Below are 19,610 nucleotides of genomic sequence, written 5' to 3'. Positions count from 1 at the left end.
CTCATTACTGAGCCTTTTTCCATTTATTGGGGTGTTATACCAAGCACTAAGGTGCGGGTATCAGAGCTTCTTGATAAAGCGGCTTTCGACTTCCATCGTAAACTCTTCATTATCCGAGAGTATAAACTGAATTGTCGAAACTGGTGAGCTCAGTTTTTCTGGGTCGGCGCCTAAACTGATAGGTAGGTTCAAAACCTCGCCTGGATCGACAGTAATCGTCTGTTTGCCATACCAGATAGAATCGGGCAGTCCGCTAACATCGAGTTTGTACTCTTGCTCTTGTTGAGTCTTGTTGATCACTTTCAAGGTGTAGGTGTTTTCAACTAACCCTTGGTTATTGACTCTGAACAGCTGGTTTCGGTCACGCAGAACACTTAGGCCGGCAGGATCAACGCTCGCGATTTGGGCGAAGAACAAGCCCAGCATCACGATCAAGATGGCGCCATAGCCCAATAGTTTAGGACGCATTACCTTGGTCGAGTGACCTTCAAGCCTGTGCTCGGTGGTGTAGTTAATCAGGCCTTTCTCGTAGCCCATACGCTCCATGGTGTTGTCACAAGCATCAATACACGCACCACAGTTGATACATTCATATTGCAGGCCGTCACGGATATCAATCCCCGTTGGGCACACTTGAACACACAGGTTACAGTCAATACAGTCGCCTAGACCAAGCTCTTTTGGATCGGCTTTACGAGAGCGAGGGCCACGGCTCTCACCACGCTCTGTGTTGTAACCAACAATGAAGGTGTCTTTATCGAACATAGCCGACTGGAAACGGGCGTAAGGGCACATGTGCAGACAAACAATTGAACGCATCCAACCCGCATTGGCATAAGTACACCCAGCAAAGAACAGTACCCAAAACACTGGCCAGAAAGACGAGTTAAAGGTAAAGAAGCCAACCACTAACTCTTTGATTGGGATGAAGTAACCAACAAAGGTTAAGCCCGTCGCAATCGCAATCGCCCACCACGCAATGTGTTTGAGGGTTTTTCTGAGGATTAAATTGCTCGTCAGTTTACCCGAGTCTTGTTTTCTTCGCTTATTGGCAGCACCTTCCAGTTTCTCTTCGAACCAGATGTACATGAAGGTCCAGACGGTTTGTGGGCATAAATAGCCACACCAGACACGGCCTAAGAAGGTGGTTATGAAGAATAAGCCAAACGCGGCAATCATAAATAGGATCGCGAGTAGGGTCAGATCTTGCGGGTATAAGGTGGTGCCAAAGAAGTTGAACTGTTGGCTGCCGATATCGAGCAAGATAGCTTGGCGTTCACCAAATGGAATCCATGGGATAAGCGCAAAAAGTAAAAGTAAGAACCAACCGCCATAACGACGCAGTTGTTGGAATTTACCTTTGCTTTCTCGAACATAGATTCGGTTACTTGGGTTAAATCGATCTCCATTACCTTTATGTGTTTTCGGGTTAAAGGTTTTAGGAGTCACATCTTTGATATCGATTTTATCCTGACTCATGGACTATCCTTTTTGTGGCTTGTTTGCCCGGTTAAGTCGGGCATGACGACATTACTTGAAAGTATGGTTTAGAGAACCTGTTGAAATTGAGCTTGGTGCATTTGTTGTTATCGCACTCACTCTTATTATTTTAGAAGATTCTTATGGATGGCGATTATAGCGACAATCTTGTTCTCATTTCTTTAACGCTATCAACCTTTAACAACAAAAGTCATAACAGTTGTGACGAAAAAATAGCGAACAGAAACAAAAAAGCGACCTGGTGGTCGCTTTTTAAAATTGAGTGTTTTATCTATACGGCAATTGAGCTCTAAACAAACGGGCGACTAAAGAAGGCCACGTGCTTTTAGAATTGCGGTTTTGAAATCATCTTCTTGGTCTTTTTTCAGACCTGGGATCATTTCATCTTTTTCGCTGTTGCGCATTTTTAGGTGGTAGATAAGAACATCGTCAGTCAGTTCTTCAAGCTTGCCTTGGTAGCCCGCTTCTTTTGATAGCTTAATGATGAACTCTAATAGGTTAAGCTCTTGATCTTTCTGCCACTCAGGCTCCATTAGTTCAAGCAGTTCTTCAATGCGGTGACACTTCATACTTTATTTCTCCACAAATTTTATAATGATTTGTGGCTAAGGTATCAAATCGGGTAGGGAATACCAATGTGTAAACACATTTCAAGATGGGAGCGGGCAAGAAAAAAGCGCAGTAAAAACTGCGCTTTTTGTTAAGCGGCTTTAATCACTTTCGTTGTAGTCGGTGCTAATAAAGCAGTCTTCTCAACTAGAGTCATTGTAGGAGCCAATTTCTTAGCCGTTGGAGCAGCAACAAAGCCACTACGACGACGCATCGCACTACGGTTGGTGTGCGAGAACCTGACAGCTGTTGGGCGCATTAATTTACCTAACGGTCAGGCATATCCATTGCCAATCTAATGGCCTGATTTACCATGAGCTCCACTTCAATTGCTTGAAGCGTCACTCGTCTGGCTTTCGCCAATCCGAAGAATAAATCAGGATAATGATATGCATGCATATCAAGGCTTAGATTATCACTATCTAAGTTATCGATCGACGCCTGAGTGATAAATAGACGATATTAGAGCTAAAATAGTGTGAGCAGTATATTTGAGTTTGAACCTCTTTCAGGCTTAAGATGATGCTTTAAAGGAGGTGCATATGTCGTTCTTAAAGAAAACGTTAGCAAGTTTTGGAATTGGATCTGCCAAGGTGGATTCGGTATTGCAACAGGAAGTGCTTTATCCAGGTAAGAAGGCGAGCATTATTGTGCATGTCTATGGTGGCGCTCAGCCACAAGAGATCGACAACATCGATCTCAACTTGTGCTGTCGTTACGTCAAAGAAGTTACTATGAACTCGCAAAGGCAAGAAGGCGGTCAAACACGTCGAATGCACCAGACATACTCGTTGGCCAAATGGAGCCTGCCGTATGCCTTTGTTATTCAGCCGGGTGAAACCCGTGATTTTGAATGTGAGTTTGATGTCCCGCTGAACACACCGGTCACGATTGGTGATTCAAAGGTGTGGCTCGAAACCGGGCTCGATATTGCGATGGCGATTGATCCATCGGATAAAGACATCTTAACGGTGCGCCCTGACGCACTCCTCGATGGTATTTTCAACGAACTTGAAGCTCAAGGGCTGCGCATTCGCCAAGTGGAGTGTGAAGCGGTAGAAGGCTTTGAACTGCCATTTGTACAAGAGTTCGAGTTTGTTCCGACGACGGGTCCTTATCATGGCCGTTGGCGTGAGCTTGAGGTTGTAGCTCATCGTGATGAAACTGAGCTTAAGTTGTGGTTTGAGATAGACCGCAATCGCGACGGTGCCAAAGGCATGTTGGCGAGCTTATTGGGAGTGGGTCAGCTACAGCGTCAATTAAGTGTGCCATTGGATACCTCACCGGAAGAAGCTGGCAAGATGGTGCTTGAGTATCTAGATAGCGCCTCTTAGTCAGCTTTTTGGTTCTTTAGTTTTAGAGAGCCTAGCCTCATCACACAGTTTAGGCGTTATTAATGTCATAAAAGATGTCATAAAAATTTAAGCTTACACGTGTAAGCTTAATATGCAATACTAGGTCAATTGAACATTTACTCTAGTAGGATACTCATGTCTGCATCATCAGCTAGCGAATACAGCGACATCGAAGAACGCGCTAACGCGATAACCCATGGCTTGGGCGTCGTGCTTGGCGTGGTTGGTCTGATCTTGTTGTTGATTCGCGCGTTTGATTACCAAGCCGACATGTTGACGGTTGCCAGTATGGCAATCTATGGCAGCAGCATTATCCTGCTCTTTCTTGCTTCCACGCTTTATCACTCGATCACCACAGAAAAAACCAAGCGTTTATTGAAAACCCTCGATCACTGTGCAATTTACTTACTCATCGCAGGTAGCTACACCCCGTTTTTATTGGTTGGCTTAAGAACCCCATTAGCGATGGGCTTGATGGCGGTTATTTGGGGAATTGCGCTGGTCGGTATCATCATGAAGATTGCCTTCGTCTACCGATTTAAGCGTCTATCTCTGTTCATTTATTTAGCTATGGGCTGGCTGTCGTTGATTGTGGTGTATCAACTGGCGATGAATATTGAGATGGGCGGCTTGGTATTATTGGCGCTCGGCGGCGTGATCTACTCGTTGGGTGTTATTTTCTATGTGGCTAAACGCATCCCTTACAACCACGCCATCTGGCACTTGTTTGTGTTGGCGGGCTGCGCTTGCCATTTCTTCGCTATCTATCTGTACGTGACTCCGGTTTAGCGAGCCAGTACCTCAGTAATCTCAGCTTTAATCTGATATTCAGGGTGTTGTTCTAGGTCGAGCTTGATTAGCTTGCCTTCTTCACCCGTCTTTGGTCGTAGGTATGTGTCGGCCATTCGTTTGATTGATTTCCACACAGCAACTTCTTCTTCTGCCAACAACTCACCTTCTGCAGTAAACACGCTGATGTTAAGTGATACCAAAATGACCGCTTGAGTGCCTTGGTTGGTGATGGCTGTCGGAATGATAAGCTCACCATCTTCATAGCGACTGGCACCCAGTACAACATCCACTCCTGACTGAGACAGCTGTAAGCTTGGCTTTTTACTATTAACCACAATCGTAGTGCCACGCGTGTTCGTTGCGACAGGTACGGCTACGACAGGGGCTGCTGAAACAGGCACTGCGATCTCTGATGTTGGCGCTGCTGCTTCCGCTTGCTTCGGTGCCACGTATTGCCAAGTAAAATCATCTTTGAGTAACACTTGTTTGCCATCAGGCAATGTGACCATTTGATCAGCAAAGGCAGAACTTACGAATACTGAGTTTGCGAGCAATGCGCCAGCGAGAAGTACGTATGGTTTCATCTGTGTTTCCTTGATTTTGTGCTTGGTTAGCGTCGCCAAAAGGCTGGGAAAAATAGAACAATGAGCGTCAATATCTCAAGTCGCCCCATCAGCATTCCTAAGCTTAGCAACCATTTAGCGGCGTCTGGCAGTGGAGCAAAGTTCCCGGTTGGACCGATCACGCTGCCCATGCCTGGGCCTACGTTGGCAACGGCTGTGATAGCGCCAGATATACTGGTCACAGGATCAAGTCCCATCGCGCTCAAGCCGCCTGCAATTAAGATAATCGTGATAAAGAACATCAAACCAAATGCCACGAGTGAACGCACAATATCGTCATTCACTGGTCGCTGATTGTAGCGTTGAACAAACACGCCTGATGGGTGAATCAGCTTCATCATTTGTTTGTGGAGCATGGTCATCGCAATCTGGAAGCGGAAAATTTTAATACCGCCAGAGGTTGAACCCGAGCAAGCTCCCGCCATCATTAGGAATGCAAATAAGGTGGTTGGCAGTGCGCCCCACGCGGTGAAGTCTTCTAAGCCAAAACCGGTTGTGGTGACGACTGATACGATGTTGAACATCGAAACACGCATCGCATCCATAACAGTGTAGCCATCTCTAACCACCAACCATGTTGATATTACGGCGCTGGTGACCAAGAACAGGTATGTAAAACCTCTCACTTGCGCGTCTTTGTAGAGGATTGAGAGTTTTCGGCCTCGCAGTGCGCTAACAAACAGTAAGAAAGGCAGACCGCCAAGGAACATGAACAGTGTTCCCACCCAGTGAGCACTGTTGGAGAAGTGGTTCATTGAGCCATCTGAGGTTGAGTAACCACCCGTCGACAGTGTTGTGAACGCGTGATTGATCGCGTCAAAGATGCCCATGCCTGCAAACAGATAGCTAATGATGCACAAGCCAGTCAGAACCAGATAAACCGCCACGATGTTCTTGGCGACGGTTTTTGCTCGTGGGCTGCTTTTATCTGACCAATCGGATGATTCGGTTTGGAACAGGCGCATACCACCGACGTTGAGCATTGGTAGAACCGCTACCGCCATAACGATGAAGCCGATGCCACCTAACCATTGCAGTATAGAACGCCACAACAGAATGCTTGGTGCCATGCTGTCTAAGCCGCTTAATACGGTTGAGCCTGTCGTGGTGATACCAGACATGGTTTCAAAATAGGCGTCAGTAAAGCTGATGTGGTTGATGAAGACAAACGGCAGTGCAGCAAAGGCACTGGCTATCGTCCATACCAGAGAGGTGATCAGGAACATGTCCCGCACCCCAAGTCGGAACTTAGCTGAACGGCCTAAGCTCAAGCAGATGAACGCCACAATGTGCGTGATCACTACCGACTGACCAAACTCGAGGAAGCCACCGGTGCCTGTGAAAAAGGCAACCAATGTAGGGATGTACATGAAAAGGGCGAGTTTTGATAACACTAACCCTATCACTAATAATATCGGACGAAAGTTGACCATAGCTTAATAGACCATCGCTTTGAGCCGGAGCATCGTTCTCACAAGAAGAAGGTTGTGAGAACAAGCTTACGAGAACAAGGCTATAAGAAGAACGGGCTCGGTTGGAATAGAGACTCAACGTCAGGTACGTATTTCTTGTCCACTAGGAACATCACTACGTGGTCATCTTGTTCGATTACGGTTCTATCGTGCGCGATAAGTACTTCTTCTCCGCGAACAATCGCACCAATAGTGGTGCCCGGTGGTAGTTTGATGTCGCCAATCGCTCGGCCAACCACTTTCGATGTGGTTTCGTCACCGTGAGCAATGGCTTCAATCGCTTCAGCAGCGCCGCGACGTAAAGATGATACGTTTACAATATCAGCACGACGAACGTGAGTAAGTAGCGCAGAAATCGTCGCTTGTTGTGGAGAGATAGCAATATCAATCACGCCACCCTGAACAAGGTCGACATAAGCGCCACGTTGAATCAGCACCATTACTTTCTTGGCACCCATTCGCTTCGCCAGCATGGCTGACATGATGTTGGTTTCATCTTCATTGGTTAGGGCAATGAATACGTCCACTTGATCGATGTTCTCTTCTGTCAGCAGCTCTTGGTCTGCCGCATCACCACAGAAGACGATGGTGTTTTCTAATTCTTCAGACAGCTTCTCGGCACGAGTGTAGCTGCGCTCGATAAGCTTGATGCTGTAGCTCTGCTCAAGGCGTTTTGCCAAGCTTGCACCAATGTTACCACCACCGACAATCATGATGCGGCGGTAAGGTTTCTCTAGGCGTTGTAGCTCACTCATTACTGAGCGGATATGGTTACTCGCTGCCACAAAGAAAACCTCATCATCGGCTTCAATGATGGTGGTGCCTTGTGGGCGAATAGGGCGACCTTGACGGAAAATAGCAGCAACACGAGTATCGATGTGCGGCATGTGCTCACGTAAGGCAGATAGGGCGTTACCGACCAGTGGACCACCGTAGTAGGCTTTTACTGCGACTAAGCTAACTTTTTGTTCAGCAAAGCTCACAACCTGCAATGCACCTGGATATTGAATCAGGCGTTCGATGTAGCTGGTCACTAGCTCTTCGGGTGCGATCAGGTGATCGACTGGGATAGCACCTGATTTGAATAACGCTTCTTTCTCTTCTAGGTATTGAGGAGAGCGAATACGAGCAATTCGGTTCGGCGTATTGAAAAGAGAGAAAGCAACCTGACACGCAGCCATATTGGTTTCATCCATGTTGGTTACGGCAACCAACATGTCGGCATCTTGCGCACCCGCTTCACGTAGTGTGTTTGGGTGGCTGGCATAACCGTTTACAACCCTAAGGTCGTACTTATCCTGAAGTTCACGAAGTCGGTCAGCATTACGGTCGACAATGGTGATGTCGTTGTTTTCACCAACCAGGTTTTCAGCAAGGGTACCGCCAACTTGTCCAGCACCTAGGATAATGATCTTCATAGCCTTTCTCTTTTCTTTACCGTGGTAATTCTAGTTATCTAACTTTATTTTGATAATGCACTAGAAAGAAACAGCGGCTAAGAAATAAATTCTTAGCCGCTGTTAGTTGTTATGCCTGTTTTACTAGAACTGCGTAGTAGAAGCCATCCATATCTTCTTCTCCAGGCAGTATTTGACGACCCGGATTTTCGATATCAGACCCAACCAGCGTTGCGTTCTCTGTACGTGCTAGGAATGCTTTCACTTGCAGCACGTTTTCTTGCGGCGTGATAGAACATGTCGCATAAACCATGGTGCCGCCTACTTTCAGCTGACGCCACATTGCATCCATAATTTCGCTTTGCAGTTCAGCCAGTGCATCAATGTCAGATGCACGACGTAGCCACTTGATATCAGGGTGACGGCGAATTACGCCGGTCGCTGAACAAGGTGCATCAAGCAGGATACGGTCGAACTTATCACCCATCCACCACTCTTCAGGGTAGCGAGCATCACCACAAATTACGTCGGCACGCAGTTGTAGACGCTCAAGGTTATCGTAAACACGGTCTAGACGTTTAATGTCGCAGTCAATCGCAACCACTTCAGTGTCTTGAGTGTGCTCAAGAATGTGTGCCGTTTTACCACCTGGCGCAGCACAACAATCTAAGATCAGCTCACCATCTTTTGGTGTTAGGTAATCAACTGAAAGCTGAGCGGCAGCGTCTTGCACTGATACCCAACCTCTGTCGAAGCCAGGAAGCAAAGTAACATCACAAGGTGCAGCTAATTTTATTGCATCAGCTGCTTCTGGGTGCAATGTGTATTCAATGTTTTCGTTTTTAAGCAGTTCAACATACTCGTCACGAGTGTGGTGTTGGCGGTTAACGCGCAGCCACATTGGTGCCTTGCTGTTGTTTGCTTCAACCAATTGCTCCCACTGATCTGGGTAGCTTTCTTGAAGCATTTTTAGGATCCAGCTTGGGTGGCCGTATTTGCCTGCATTGTGGCTAACGGCTTTTTCGTCTAGTTCTTCTTGGTCACGTAGGTAGCTACGTAGCACAGCGTTGATCAAACCACTCAGGCTTGGACCGCGCAGTGTTTTAGTGCCCTCAACCGTTTCAGCAACTGCGGCGTGCGAAGGGATACGCATGAAGCTTAGTTGGTAAATGCCCACCAAGATTAGGTGGTGGAATACACGCTTCTTACCTTTAAGCGGGTTTTCCATCAGTTCGTTAGCGATTGACTCTAAACGAGGCAGGTAACGAAGTGCGCCGTAGCAAATCTCTTGCAGTAGAGCATGGTCTCGCGGACGGATCGTTTTTTGAGCCGCAGGGAGAGCGTGTGAAAGAGAGTGGCCTTTATCGACAACTTGGAATAGGACATTTGCAGCAGCAGCGCGAACATTCATGAGGGGTACCGAATATTTATTTGAATACATGAGGGCATCTCTGCCCTCGTAAAGGTTTTCTAAACTGCGTTATGGCAGCTTTAAAGCGGTTAAGAAAGTTGAGTTCCAACTTCAAACCAGCTTGCACGAGAGTTCAAGATATCCTGAACTGACATGGCTTTTTTACCTGGAACTTGCAGTTGTTCAAGAACAAGTACGCCTTGCCCTGTCGCTACATAGATACCAGTTTTATCCGCTTGCAGAATGGTACCTGCAGGCTTATCAGAGGTTTGCTCTGCCACACGGCTTTGCCATACTTTAATGCTGTTCTCAGCTGCTTCAAAGTGACTCATTGGCCATGGGTTGAAGGCACGAACGCAGCGCTCAATATGCGCAGCTTCATCACTCCAGTTGATACGCGCTTCTTCTTTGCTTAGCTTCTTCGCGTAGTTCGCAAGCTCATCGTCTTGCTTTTCTGCAACTGCTTTGCCAGAAGCGATGTCCGCTAGACATTCAACAAGCGCATCAGGGCCAAGGCCCGCTAATTTCTCGTACATGGATGCGCTAGTATCTGTCGCTTCGATAGGCAGCGTTGCGATGCTTAGCATGTCGCCAGTATCTAGGCCGATATCCATCTGCATGATCGTCACGCCTGTCTCTTTATCACCGGCCCAAATAGAGCGTTGAATCGGAGCAGCACCACGCCAGCGCGGTAGGATAGAGCCATGTACGTTGATACAACCTAAGCGAGGTGTATCTAATACAACCTGCGGAAGCAATAAGCCGTAAGCGACAACAACCATGATGTCAGCGTTCAATTCAGCTAGCTCTTGCTTAGCCTCATCTGACTTGAAGTTTTCTGGTTGGTAAACCGGAATGTTGTTTTCAAGTGCGATGTTTTTTACTGGGCTCGCAGTGAGTTTTTTACCGCGGCCTGCTGGGCGATCTGGCTGTGTGTAAACAGCAACAACTTCATGCTCCGAAGACAACAACGCCGCCAAGTGACGGGCGGCGAAATCCGGAGTACCTGCAAAGACAATTCTTAAAGACTGACTCAAGGTAGGCTTCCTTCTAATTTAGTAATAGCAGCGGTTATTAACCTTGTTTTTCGTTGAAACGTTTGATCTTCGCTAGCTTATCTTGGATACGTTTACGCTTTAGTGGCGATAGGTAATCAACAAACAACTTGCCTTCTAGGTGGTCAAGTTCGTGCTGAACACAGATAGCCAGAAGGTCATCAGCGTCGAATGTGAATTCGTTGCCGTCACGGTCTAATGCTTTAACCGTTACTTCTGCAGCGCGAGGTACTAGAGCTCGAGCGCCTGGTACAGATAGGCAGCCTTCTTCGATTCCATCTTCGCCGCGCTTCTCTGTAATTTCAGGGTTGATAAGCACCATTGGCTCATCACGTGTTTCTGAAATATCGATAACAACGATGCGTTGGTGGAAATCTACTTGCGTTGCCGCAAGGCCGATACCTTCTTCGTCGTACATGGTTTCAATCATGTCATCAACGAACTTTTGAATCTCTGGGGTAACTTCTTTTACCGGTTTCGCCACGGTACGTAGACGATCATCTGGTAATGTTAATACTTGTAATACAGACATATACACTCGAAATATTGAACTGTGCCGAAACAGCTTAAACCTTGTTGGCTCAATTCTAGACATTTTAGAGGTCAAATGACAGCATCCTGAAGGTAATTCTCAAATCAGATGTCATATATTCAGACCAAGGAACCTAGGTCATGCGTCATTTTTCTCCCATTTTTTCTCTTGTTTGTGCCTCGCTTTCGTTCGCCGCTACGGCTGAAAATAGTGCTCAACCTTTAACCATTAAGCAGGGCGCACCTGAGGCGTATGTGGTGGTAAAGGGCGATACCTTATGGGATATATCTGCGATGTATCTTGATAGCCCGTGGTTATGGCCAAGGTTGTGGCAGGTAAACCCTGAGATAGAAAACCCTCATCTTATATACCCCGGAGATAAACTGTCTTTGGTTTGGATTAATGGTGAGCCGGTATTGAGTCTTAAACCGGTCATCAAGCTGAGCCCTAAGATTCGTGTCTCGGAGAAGAAAGCGGTGCCAACCGTCAATGAGGGGCTGGTTCTGCCTTATCTACAATCTGATCGCTTGGTTGAACAGCAAGATACTCAATTGGCTCAACGAGTGTTAGGGACGAGTGATGGAAAGAGATTCTTATCGGGTGAAGACCGGTTGTTTATCTCGGGCAACCAACAACATCAAAAGTGGGGTATCTACCGCGCCGTTGCAACCTACCAGCGACAGCAACCTCAAGCGAGTATGACCTCGTTGCGTTTGGTCGCCACGGCACGCTTAAAAGAAGTGGACGCTGAGTTCAGTAGCTTACAGATAGAGACTCAACTGCAAGAGGTACTGCTTAACGATCTCGTGTTACCGGAGCTTGGTGTTGATCAGGTGAAGCTCTCAACCACATTTTATCCAGCGCCTAGTGCGGCGGGGCAGTTTGCTAATATCTTGGGTTCATTAGATGGCAGCCAATACAGCGCAAAGAATCAGGTCGTTGTTATCAACAAAGGCTCACAGGCCAATCTTCGCCAAGGCTCTATGTTTACGCTTAGCGAAAGCGGTGCTGTGGTGTTTGGTAAGCAAGGTGAATACAGCTATCAAGAGTCAGCGGCGAGCGATAAGGTGCAGTTGCCAAGTACCTCACTCGGTAGCTTGATGGTCATTCGCCCTTACGAGTATTTTAGCTTGGCGTTGATCACTCAAAGCTCCAAGCCGGTTAGCAATGACATTCTGGCGGTATCGCCTTTGGATCTTGCGTTGACAGAAGAGGTTAAGGGCACCGAGTGAGTGAGCAACAACTGATCGCTTGGCTCTCGCTGAGCTTTGTTCCGCAACTGGGTGGTAAGCGTCTTTCTCGTCTGCTGAGTGTTGATTCCCCATCGAATATTGTTGGTTACTCCAGCCAGCAGCTGCAAGCGATTGGTTTGTCAGCCAAGCAAATATCCTACTTAAGACAGCAAGCCTCTAGAGAAGTGGAGGCTTGCCTGGCGTGGCAAGCAAGGCAGCCCAACCATCACATCATTACCCCTAATTGTCCTCATTATCCCAAACTGCTGAACGAGACCGCCTCCGCACCAAGTGTGCTTTTCGTTAAAGGTCATGTCGAAAAGCTGATTGAGCCTCAAATCGCGATGGTTGGCAGTCGAAACGCCAGTCTCGAAGGGCTGCAAACCGCGAAGTCCTTTGCTAAAGAGTTTGTCCAAAACGGTTTGATTGTCACCAGTGGCTTAGCGCTTGGTATTGATGGTTACGCTCATGATGGTGCTCTAGATAAAGGAGGGGAAACTTTTGCTGTGTTGGGTTCTGGCTTGGATTCTATTTACCCTGCGCGACACCGAAATTTAGCCGATAGGATCTGTGAGAATGGCGCGCTGATCTCTGAATTCCGCCCAAGCGCTAAGCCACGACCTGAACATTTCCCTCGCCGTAACCGTATTATAAGTGGGTTGTCTTTGGGGACTCTCGTCGTTGAGGCGGCTGAGAAAAGCGGTTCTCTGATTACGGCGCGTTATGCGATGGAGCAAGGTCGCGAAGTGTTTGCGCTTCCCGGTTCGATTCATAACCCAACCAGTCGCGGGGGCAACAGTTTAATTAAGGCTGGGGCATGTTTGGTACAGAGCGCTCAAGATGTTCTAATTGAAATAAAGAGTCTGTTAGACTGGTCTATAGATCAGCAGCCCAGTTTGTTCGAACCTACGTCGAACAAGAGTGAAAATGAACAATTGCCATTTCCACAGCTGTTAGCTAACGTAGGATTAGAGGCGACACCCGTTGATATTTTGGCACAGAGAACCCATATACCTGTGCATGAGGTCATGATGCAGCTTTTAGAGCTTGAGCTCTTAGGGCATGTTGTTGCAGTTTCCGGTGGCTATATTCGAAAGGGGAGAGGCTAGCTATGATGATGGACATACTGATGTACTTGTTTGAAACCTACATCCATAGCGATTCTGAATTGCAGGTGGATCAAGACGAACTGGAAGATGAGCTTCTTCGAGCAGGGTTTCACCAAGATGATATTTACAAGGCCCTCCATTGGTTAGAAGATCTTGCTGCACTGCAAGATACTGACAACCAAGCGGCGATTACTATGTGCTCCAATACCTCGATGCGTGTTTATACCAGTCGAGAGATTTCACGTATTAATATGGAGTGTCGAGGCTTCTTATTGTTCCTTGAGCAGATCAACGTGCTCACGACAGAGATTCGTGAAATGGTGATTGATCGTGTGATGGGGCTTGAGACCAACGAATTTGAATTGGATGATCTGAAATGGATTATCTTAATGGTGCTATTTAATGTGCCGGGTAATGAAAGTGCTTACACGCAAATGGAAGAGCTGTTGTACACCAAAGAGCAAGGTATCTTGCATTAATACAGGCTTGTCATGAGTAGTAAGATTGATAATCAGCTTTTTTCAGCACATGAACATGCGTTAGAGCATGAACCATGTCCACAGTGCGGTGGGGAGCTTCAGCTTCGCCATGGTAAGCACGGCCCATTTTTAGGCTGTAAGCAGTATCCGAGCTGTGATTACATCAAGCCTCTTCATCAAAATGATGGTCATGTGGTGAAAGAGCTGGGCGTTCCGTGTCCTAAATGCCAAAACGAATTGGTATTAAGGCAAGGTCGCTTTGGGATGTTCATTGGTTGTAGTAGTTACCCAACGTGTAATCACATTGAATCTTTGGATCAACCGAAAGAACAACCTGAAGAGCAGCCACTTGTTGCCTGCCCTGAGTGTGGTCGAGGCCACTTGGTTGAGCGTAAATCTCGCTATGGCAAAACCTTCTATGCGTGTGATAACTACCCTAAGTGTAAGTTTGCCGTTAATCAGCCACCTGTTATAGGTCGTTGTGAACAGTGCCAGTTCCCGCTGTTACTTGAGAAGAAAACAGCCAGTGGTACCAAGAAGCAATGCGCTGATCGCAAGTGTCACCACATTCAATCTCAATAACTCGATATTATAGACACAAAAAACGGCGCTCAATGAGCGCCGTTTCTATATCCAATGAACTTTTTATATCAATAAGCCAATGTCGGCTTACTTCATCTGCTCAGCAAACTCATGCACAGCTGGGTAGGCTTGCTTATCAAGAATGTCAGCCAATGAGCACAATGCTCTTTGTAGCTCTGCGTTGTAGTCAGCGCTCACGTTAATGTGGCCCATCTTACGACCTGCACGCTTCTCTTTGCCATACCAATGAACATGACAGCCACCTTGAGCCAGAATTGCTTCAGGAAGAGTATCTTCACCAAGAATGTTGATCATTGCGGTTGGACGAATCAGTTTAGTGCTACCTAGTGGCATGCCACACACTGCACGCAGGTGGTTTTCAAACTGACAAGTCTCTGCGCCTTGTTGCGTCCAGTGGCCAGAGTTATGAACACGTGGTGCAATCTCATTAACCAGCAGTGAACCTTGAACATCAAAGAATTCAAGAGCTAGCACGCCAACGTAGTCCAAACGTTCTGCAACTGCGGTGAACATGGTTTTCGCTTGCTCTTGCAGTTCAATGTCATCAATGGCTGTTGATAAGCTCAACACGCCGTCGGTGTGAACATTCTCTGCCAGTGGATACACTTGAATCTCGCCATTGGTACCACGAGCACCAACCAGTGATACTTCGCGGTCAAACGGAACAAACTCTTCAGCCACAATGGCTTGGTTGTCTGTTGCGGCAATGCACTCAGCCATTTCTGTCCAAGTCGCGTCAACATTGTCTAATGTCTTTAAGCGCCATTGACCTTTGCCATCGTAACCGCCAAGTGTGCTCTTCAATACCATTGGTAAGCCAACGTGAGCGATCGCAGCTTCAAAGTCTTGGCGAGAGTTGATCACGTAGTATTTGGCATTTTTCACGTTCGCTTCGTCTAACAGGGCTTTTTCAAGGCGACGGTCACCGCCAGCTTTGATTGCTTCTGTTGTCGGTAAGAACTTACCGCTGCGTTCACACACCTCAAGTACATCGTGAGGAATATGTTCGAATTCAGCAGTAATGACGTCCGCACGCTCAATCGCATTTTCTAAGCCGTTGCCCAGAATCGCTTGCGTTAATGGGTGAACAATATTTTTGCTGCCAACATCAAAAGCAGAAATTTCAATATTCAGCGGTGCCCCAGCTAGGGACATCATGCGAGCAAGTTGGCCCGCGCCTAACACAAGAACATGCATGGGAATTAGTCCTCTGCAGGGTTTGGATTAGCCAGAACCGTTTCTGTTTGCTCAGAACGGAACGCTTCTACTTTTGCCATTACTTCTTCATTGTGTGTACCAATGATTTGAGCCGCTAGGATGCCTGCATTGGCAGCGCCAGCTTCACCGATAGCCAAAGTACCTACCGCGATACCTTTTGGCATCTGCACGATAGAAAGCAGAGAGTCCATGCCTTTCAGTGCTTTAGACTGAACTGGAACACCCAGAACTGGTACGCTTGTGAAAGCAGCAGCCATGCCCGGAAGGTGCGCTGCACCGCCAGCACCAGCAATAATCACTTTAATACCGCGCTCTTTCGCACTGGTTGCGTAGTCTGCAAGCAACTGAGGTGTGCGGTGAGCAGAAACCACTTTTGTTTCGTACGCCACGCCAAACTGATCCAACATTTCTGCAGCTAGCTTCATTGTTGGCCAATCAGATTTAGAACCCATGATAATACCGACAGTCATCTCAAACTCCTTCAGGTACGATTTAATTAGTGATTAGATATTTTGCGCGCATTATACGGGTAAAATTGCTTAAGGAAAACGTTTGCGTCAGTCTAAGTTGTTAATTGATACATTTTATAAACAAATAGCTTTAGTCACAGTGAATGATAATTTGTACACTTAGTGAGTTAGATAACTGAATTAATGAGGCAACCCGTGGATAACTTTCAACATACTTTGCAGGCATTACAACAAGGTGAAGTCATTGCTTACCCGACCGAAGGCGTTTTTGGGGTCGGTTGTGATCCCGATAATCCACAAGCCATCAAGAAATTACTCGACCTAAAACAACGACCGATCGAGAAAGGGTTGATCTTAATTGCTGCGAGTTACGAGCAACTGTTACCTTACATTGATGAAAGCCAATTGACGGAAGAACAGTTGGCAACAGTGAAATCGACATGGCCAGGTCCTGTCACTTGGATCATGCCAACCAGCAGCAAAGTTACTGACTGGGTAAGTGGTCAGTTTGATTCCATCGCGGTACGAGTGACTGATCACCCTTTGGTTCAAAGAATGTGTAATGAGTTTGGTAAGCCGTTAACCTCTACCAGTGCTAACCTGACCGGCGAGCCGCCTTGTATGACGACTGAAGAAGTTCAGCAGCAACTTGGCCAACATTTGGTGGCTATTTTAGAAGGTCAAACGGGTGGCCGTGAGAAGCCAAGCGAAATTAGAGATGCAAAAACGTCGAAAATATTAAGACAGGGTTAAACCCTGCAGAGGAAGAAAGATGTCAGCAATTGATAAAGAAGCAGTAAAGCAGTTTTTACTGAGCCTACAAGATTCGATTTGCCAGCAGCTTGAACAAGCTGATGGCACAGCACTGTTTGAAGAAGATGCATGGCAGCGTGAACCTGGCGAGCGCCTGGGTGGCGGTGGTCGAACTCGTGTGATGACCAACGGTGCGGTATTTGAGCAAGGTGGGGTTAACTTCTCTCACGTAGCGGGTAAGGCTATGCCTGCCTCAGCTACAGCTCATCGCCCTGAATTGGCCGGACGTAAGTTTGAGGCTATGGGGGTTTCATTAGTTATCCACCCTAAAAACCCATATATCCCAACCTCACACGCGAACGTTCGATTCTTCATTGCGGAAAAAGAAGGGGAAGACCCGATTTGGTGGTTTGGTGGTGGTTTTGACTTAACGCCATTTTATCCTGTCGACGAAGACTGCCAATCTTGGCATCAAACAGCCAAAGATCTTTGTGCGCCATTTGGTGACGATGTTTATCAAGAGCACAAAGAATGGTGTGATAAGTACTTCTATCTTCCACATAGAGATGAAACACGTGGTGTGGGTGGTTTGTTCTTTGATGACTTAAATGAGTGGGGCTTCGATAAGAGCTTTGCTTACATGCAGGCGGTCGGTGAGGGCTTTGCTGCGGCGTACTTACCAATTGTAGAACGACGCAAAGAGACACCTTATGGCGAACGTGAGCGTGACTTCCAACTATACCGTCGTGGCCGCTATGTTGAATTTAACCTAGTGTATGACCGTGGCACCCTATTTGGTTTACAAAGCGGTGGTCGCACAGAGTCTATATTGATGTCGATGCCGCCATTGGCTCGCTGGGAATACCGCTACGAACCACAAGCGGGTTCACCGGAAGCTCTGCTTTATAGCTACTACCTAAAGCCTCGAGTTTGGTAGTTCTTCCTTCCTTATAGGGATAGTGATAGGGTCATCTATATAGATGACCCTTTTTTATTTCTGTTAGGTAAGGATATGACACAGCAAGTAGATCGTTATGCCGTTTTCGGTAACCCTATTGGGCAAAGCAAATCGCCATTCATTCACACATTATTTGCTCGCCAAACCAGCCAACAACTTACCTATACAGCATTACAGCCAGAGCACGGTGAATTTATCACTGCTGCCCAAGCGTTTTTCAGCGAAGGTGGTCGAGGGTGTAATGTCACAGCGCCTTTTAAAGAAGATGCCTATCAGTTTGCCAATCGCCTAACTGAGAGAGCTGAACTAGCTGGTGCCGTAAATACCCTTAAGAAGTTAGATGACGGAGAGATCATTGGTGATAACACCGATGGTGAGGGCTTAGTTCAAGACCTGCTTCAACATCAAGTCACGCTAAAAGGAGCACGTGTTCTTCTTCTTGGCGCTGGTGGTGCTGCGAGAGGAGTGATTCAACCTCTTCTCGACCAAAAGCCACAACAGCTGGTGGTCGCTAATCGAACCAGCTCCAAGGCTGAACTTCTGGCTGAGATGTTTTCGTCGCATGGCAACATCAAGGGGATGGGGCTAAGTGATGTTAATGAAGGCTTTGATGTCATTATTAACTCTACCTCATCTGGTCTAAGCGGGCAGCTTCCTGAAGTGTCTGAGGTGATTTTCAATTCTACTAGCGCCGTTTATGACATGGTTTATGGATCTGGAACCACAGTATTCAATCAATGGGCATTAGATAATGGTGTTCATGCTGCTTATGATGGTTTGGGTATGCTAGTGGGGCAGGCAGCAGAGAGCTTTATGCTTTGGCGTGGTCTTCGTCCGGGAACAAAACAGATTTTAAGAGAATTACGTAAAAACCTAGAGATGTAATGAGGTATTTATAAAAAATGAACCAATCAATTCTATTTCCTGATATCCAAGATTGGGATGAAGAGAGTCGAACAATCACCTTCCCAGCACAACAGTCGGGCGCATTAATTGAATGTGCCATGTCTATTGAGGAATTATCACGAATGGCAGGTAAAGATATAGAAGAAGGCGATCAAGCTTTAGCTATCTTTTCAGAGTTACGTTTCGATATTGAAGAGCTAGCGGAAGAGTTAATAGAAGAAGAGGAGTATGACTCCTCTAATCGGATTCAGATCAAAGCGCTTTAGACTGGAAGCACAGAGTCTAGATAGTCATTTTTATTCTGAACATAGTTGTCAGCTGATTTCTGTAAAAAGGCTCGCTCTTTATCATTTAATGGGCGAGCTTGTTTTACTGGGCTTCCTACATAGAGATAACCGCTTTCAAGTACTTTGTTTGGCGGCACCAAGCTACCAGCACCAATCATCACTTCTTTTTGGATAATCACGCCATCCAACACGATCGCTCCCATACCCACAAGTACACGATCTTCAATCGTGCAGCCATGCAGCATTACTTTATGTCCGATAGTGACATCATTACCTATTAATAGAGGATAACCCTCAGGGTTTTCTGCATTCTTATGGGTGACGTGCAAGACACTACCATCTTGGATATTCGTTCTCTCTCCAATATGAATGTGGTTCACATCCCCTCGAGCTGCAACCAAAGGCCACACGCTAGAGTCGTTATCGATTTTGATATCACCAACCAGTACTGAACTTGTATCTATATAGACACCTTGTCCAATCTGAGGGGATATTCCTTTATAACTGCGTATTGAACTCATAAATCCTCCTTTATATAGGTACCTTAAGCCCTTAATTAAGGAGAATACTAGTGAAAATGGGGTGTTTTGAACAAAAAACGCTCGAACAATCAAAAAAGTAAGAAAAACTTCAAAAAGGGCTTGCCAGTGTGATCGAAATCTCTATAATGCCACCTCGCTGACACGGGATGGCTTCAACAGAAAACAAAACGAATCAGCAGGTCAAATTAGCCAAGCTAAGCGCTTGAAAAAAGTTTTGAAAATAGTGGTTGACACTAAAACTTAAATCGCTAAAATGGCCGTCCGATTTGAGCGAAGCTCAAAAAGGAAAAGCTCTTTAACAATTTAA

At 46.5% G+C, this 19,610-nt stretch carries 22 protein-coding genes; 10 read left to right on the top strand and 12 right to left on the bottom strand.

Features of this window, described 5'->3' with window-relative positions; translation table 11 throughout:
* Positions 1 to 60 precede the first annotated feature (60 nt).
* The 3 genes from ccoG to AB4484_RS17430 form a co-directional block, all read right to left on the bottom strand.
* Positions 61 to 1,479 carry a cytochrome c oxidase accessory protein CcoG gene (gene ccoG / locus AB4484_RS17440; RefSeq protein ID WP_065584151.1) on the bottom strand — a complete coding sequence of 473 codons (1,419 nt, stop codon included), beginning with the start codon at positions 1,477 to 1,479 and terminating at the stop codon, positions 61 to 63.
* 326 nt (positions 1,480 to 1,805) lie between these two features.
* Entirely contained in the window at positions 1,806 to 2,069 is a 264-nt protein-coding gene (locus AB4484_RS17435; RefSeq protein WP_009848104.1) for a YihD family protein, read from the bottom strand.
* A gap of 131 nt (positions 2,070 to 2,200) precedes the next feature.
* Positions 2,201 to 2,368, bottom strand: a complete 168-nt coding sequence (locus tag AB4484_RS17430; protein ID WP_004739323.1) for a hypothetical protein — start codon at positions 2,366 to 2,368, stop codon at positions 2,201 to 2,203.
* A 283-nt stretch (positions 2,369 to 2,651) separates the two neighbouring features.
* Here AB4484_RS17430 and AB4484_RS17425 point away from each other — a divergent pair, with 283 nt between their 5' ends.
* Positions 2,652 to 3,443 carry a sporulation protein gene (locus AB4484_RS17425; protein WP_048610874.1) on the top strand — a complete coding sequence of 264 codons (792 nt, stop codon included), beginning with the start codon at positions 2,652 to 2,654 and terminating at the stop codon, positions 3,441 to 3,443.
* A 156-nt stretch (positions 3,444 to 3,599) separates the two neighbouring features.
* Positions 3,600 to 4,253 (top strand): hemolysin III family protein, encoded by a 654-nt coding sequence (locus AB4484_RS17420; protein ID WP_050622192.1) that lies wholly within the window; start codon positions 3,600 to 3,602, stop codon positions 4,251 to 4,253.
* On the opposite strand, the gene AB4484_RS17415 is transcribed toward AB4484_RS17420, so the two are convergent.
* The 6 genes from AB4484_RS17415 to def form a co-directional block, all read right to left on the bottom strand.
* Positions 4,250 to 4,840 carry a DUF3157 family protein gene (locus AB4484_RS17415; protein ID WP_372079505.1) on the bottom strand — a complete coding sequence of 197 codons (591 nt, stop codon included), beginning with the start codon at positions 4,838 to 4,840 and terminating at the stop codon, positions 4,250 to 4,252. The genes AB4484_RS17420 and AB4484_RS17415 overlap by 4 nt on opposite strands.
* Before the next feature lie 26 nt (positions 4,841 to 4,866).
* On the bottom strand, positions 4,867 to 6,312 hold the full coding sequence (locus AB4484_RS17410) for a TrkH family potassium uptake protein (RefSeq protein ID WP_017077319.1): 1,446 nt from the start codon (positions 6,310 to 6,312) through the stop codon (positions 4,867 to 4,869).
* An 80-nt stretch (positions 6,313 to 6,392) separates the two neighbouring features.
* Complete coding sequence (gene trkA / locus AB4484_RS17405; protein ID WP_004735766.1) at positions 6,393 to 7,769, bottom strand: Trk system potassium transporter TrkA; 1,377 nt, start codon at positions 7,767 to 7,769, stop codon at positions 6,393 to 6,395.
* A 109-nt stretch (positions 7,770 to 7,878) separates the two neighbouring features.
* Positions 7,879 to 9,159, bottom strand: a complete 1,281-nt coding sequence (gene rsmB, locus AB4484_RS17400) for a 16S rRNA (cytosine(967)-C(5))-methyltransferase RsmB (RefSeq protein ID WP_052880498.1) — start codon at positions 9,157 to 9,159, stop codon at positions 7,879 to 7,881.
* A gap of 89 nt (positions 9,160 to 9,248) precedes the next feature.
* Positions 9,249 to 10,196, bottom strand: coding sequence for a methionyl-tRNA formyltransferase (fmt, locus tag AB4484_RS17395; RefSeq protein WP_017058773.1), 948 nt, complete (start codon positions 10,194 to 10,196; stop codon positions 9,249 to 9,251).
* 37 nt (positions 10,197 to 10,233) lie between these two features.
* A complete protein-coding gene (gene def, locus AB4484_RS17390; protein ID WP_017058772.1) occupies positions 10,234 to 10,746 on the bottom strand; it encodes a peptide deformylase in 513 nt (170 codons plus the stop codon).
* A gap of 140 nt (positions 10,747 to 10,886) precedes the next feature.
* On the opposite strand from def, the gene AB4484_RS17385 reads away from it, so the two are divergent.
* The 4 genes from AB4484_RS17385 to AB4484_RS17370 are packed head-to-tail and all read left to right on the top strand — an operon-like array spanning position 10,887 to position 14,148.
* Complete coding sequence (locus tag AB4484_RS17385; RefSeq protein WP_372079502.1) at positions 10,887 to 11,978, top strand: LysM peptidoglycan-binding domain-containing protein; 1,092 nt, start codon at positions 10,887 to 10,889, stop codon at positions 11,976 to 11,978.
* Complete coding sequence (gene dprA / locus AB4484_RS17380; protein ID WP_372079499.1) at positions 11,975 to 13,087, top strand: DNA-processing protein DprA; 1,113 nt, start codon at positions 11,975 to 11,977, stop codon at positions 13,085 to 13,087. Before AB4484_RS17385 ends, dprA begins: the two co-directional genes overlap by 4 nt.
* A gap of 2 nt (positions 13,088 to 13,089) precedes the next feature.
* Positions 13,090 to 13,566: a DUF494 family protein gene (locus AB4484_RS17375; protein ID WP_029235873.1), complete on the top strand. Its 477-nt coding sequence runs from the start codon at positions 13,090 to 13,092 to the stop codon at positions 13,564 to 13,566.
* Positions 13,567 to 13,578: 12 nt separating this feature from the next.
* Positions 13,579 to 14,148, top strand: coding sequence for a type I DNA topoisomerase (locus AB4484_RS17370; protein WP_017080840.1), 570 nt, complete (start codon positions 13,579 to 13,581; stop codon positions 14,146 to 14,148).
* An 87-nt stretch (positions 14,149 to 14,235) separates the two neighbouring features.
* On the opposite strand, the gene AB4484_RS17365 is transcribed toward AB4484_RS17370, so the two are convergent.
* Both AB4484_RS17365 and purE read right to left on the bottom strand, forming a co-directional pair.
* On the bottom strand, positions 14,236 to 15,366 hold the full coding sequence (locus tag AB4484_RS17365; protein ID WP_372079497.1) for a 5-(carboxyamino)imidazole ribonucleotide synthase: 1,131 nt from the start codon (positions 15,364 to 15,366) through the stop codon (positions 14,236 to 14,238).
* Positions 15,367 to 15,371: 5 nt separating this feature from the next.
* Complete coding sequence (gene purE, locus AB4484_RS17360) at positions 15,372 to 15,857, bottom strand: 5-(carboxyamino)imidazole ribonucleotide mutase (protein ID WP_004735777.1); 486 nt, start codon at positions 15,855 to 15,857, stop codon at positions 15,372 to 15,374.
* Between the two features lie 195 nt (positions 15,858 to 16,052).
* Here purE and AB4484_RS17355 point away from each other — a divergent pair, with 195 nt between their 5' ends.
* From AB4484_RS17355 to AB4484_RS17340, 4 genes are all read left to right on the top strand, one after another.
* Positions 16,053 to 16,610, top strand: a complete 558-nt coding sequence (locus AB4484_RS17355) for an L-threonylcarbamoyladenylate synthase (RefSeq protein ID WP_086775447.1) — start codon at positions 16,053 to 16,055, stop codon at positions 16,608 to 16,610.
* A 19-nt stretch (positions 16,611 to 16,629) separates the two neighbouring features.
* Entirely contained in the window at positions 16,630 to 17,547 is a 918-nt protein-coding gene (gene hemF / locus AB4484_RS17350; protein ID WP_372079495.1) for an oxygen-dependent coproporphyrinogen oxidase, read from the top strand.
* A 75-nt stretch (positions 17,548 to 17,622) separates the two neighbouring features.
* Positions 17,623 to 18,453, top strand: a complete 831-nt coding sequence (gene aroE / locus AB4484_RS17345; protein ID WP_048611196.1) for a shikimate dehydrogenase — start codon at positions 17,623 to 17,625, stop codon at positions 18,451 to 18,453.
* A gap of 17 nt (positions 18,454 to 18,470) precedes the next feature.
* Entirely contained in the window at positions 18,471 to 18,740 is a 270-nt protein-coding gene (locus AB4484_RS17340) for a DUF1488 domain-containing protein (RefSeq protein ID WP_050649828.1), read from the top strand.
* On the opposite strand, the gene AB4484_RS17335 is transcribed toward AB4484_RS17340, so the two are convergent.
* Positions 18,737 to 19,282 carry a gamma carbonic anhydrase family protein gene (locus tag AB4484_RS17335; protein WP_372079493.1) on the bottom strand — a complete coding sequence of 182 codons (546 nt, stop codon included), beginning with the start codon at positions 19,280 to 19,282 and terminating at the stop codon, positions 18,737 to 18,739. The genes AB4484_RS17340 and AB4484_RS17335 overlap by 4 nt on opposite strands.
* Between the last annotated feature and the right edge of the window lie 328 nt (positions 19,283 to 19,610).

Origin of the sequence: Vibrio sp. 10N.261.46.A3, assembly GCF_041472995.1 — a bacterium.
GTDB classification, from domain to species: Bacteria; Pseudomonadota; Gammaproteobacteria; order Enterobacterales; family Vibrionaceae; genus Vibrio; species Vibrio coralliirubri.
Note: the sequence above shows the minus strand (reverse complement) of the source record. Positions and strands in the feature narration are given on the sequence as shown.

Coding starts and splice junctions, on each gene's coding strand:
- trkA (WP_004735766.1), bottom strand. CDS start 7,769: ATGAAGATCATTATCCTAGGTGCTGGACAAGTTGGCGGTACCCTTGCT.
- AB4484_RS17430 (WP_004739323.1), bottom strand. CDS start 2,368: ATGCGCCCAACAGCTGTCAGGTTCTCGCACACCAACCGTAGTGCGATG.
- def (WP_017058772.1), bottom strand. CDS start 10,746: ATGTCTGTATTACAAGTATTAACATTACCAGATGATCGTCTACGTACC.
- AB4484_RS17340 (WP_050649828.1), top strand. CDS start 18,471: ATGAACCAATCAATTCTATTTCCTGATATCCAAGATTGGGATGAAGAG.
- AB4484_RS17385 (WP_372079502.1), top strand. CDS start 10,887: ATGCGTCATTTTTCTCCCATTTTTTCTCTTGTTTGTGCCTCGCTTTCG.
- rsmB (WP_052880498.1), bottom strand. CDS start 9,159: ATGAATGTTCGCGCTGCTGCTGCAAATGTCCTATTCCAAGTTGTCGAT.
- ccoG (WP_065584151.1), bottom strand. CDS start 1,479: ATGAGTCAGGATAAAATCGATATCAAAGATGTGACTCCTAAAACCTTT.
- AB4484_RS17425 (WP_048610874.1), top strand. CDS start 2,652: ATGTCGTTCTTAAAGAAAACGTTAGCAAGTTTTGGAATTGGATCTGCC.
- AB4484_RS17375 (WP_029235873.1), top strand. CDS start 13,090: ATGATGATGGACATACTGATGTACTTGTTTGAAACCTACATCCATAGC.
- purE (WP_004735777.1), bottom strand. CDS start 15,857: ATGACTGTCGGTATTATCATGGGTTCTAAATCTGATTGGCCAACAATG.
- AB4484_RS17435 (WP_009848104.1), bottom strand. CDS start 2,069: ATGAAGTGTCACCGCATTGAAGAACTGCTTGAACTAATGGAGCCTGAG.
- AB4484_RS17365 (WP_372079497.1), bottom strand. CDS start 15,366: ATGCATGTTCTTGTGTTAGGCGCGGGCCAACTTGCTCGCATGATGTCC.
- aroE (WP_048611196.1), top strand. CDS start 17,623: ATGACACAGCAAGTAGATCGTTATGCCGTTTTCGGTAACCCTATTGGG.
- AB4484_RS17420 (WP_050622192.1), top strand. CDS start 3,600: ATGTCTGCATCATCAGCTAGCGAATACAGCGACATCGAAGAACGCGCT.
- AB4484_RS17370 (WP_017080840.1), top strand. CDS start 13,579: ATGAGTAGTAAGATTGATAATCAGCTTTTTTCAGCACATGAACATGCG.
- AB4484_RS17335 (WP_372079493.1), bottom strand. CDS start 19,282: ATGAGTTCAATACGCAGTTATAAAGGAATATCCCCTCAGATTGGACAA.
- AB4484_RS17410 (WP_017077319.1), bottom strand. CDS start 6,312: ATGGTCAACTTTCGTCCGATATTATTAGTGATAGGGTTAGTGTTATCA.
- AB4484_RS17415 (WP_372079505.1), bottom strand. CDS start 4,840: ATGAAACCATACGTACTTCTCGCTGGCGCATTGCTCGCAAACTCAGTA.
- hemF (WP_372079495.1), top strand. CDS start 16,630: ATGTCAGCAATTGATAAAGAAGCAGTAAAGCAGTTTTTACTGAGCCTA.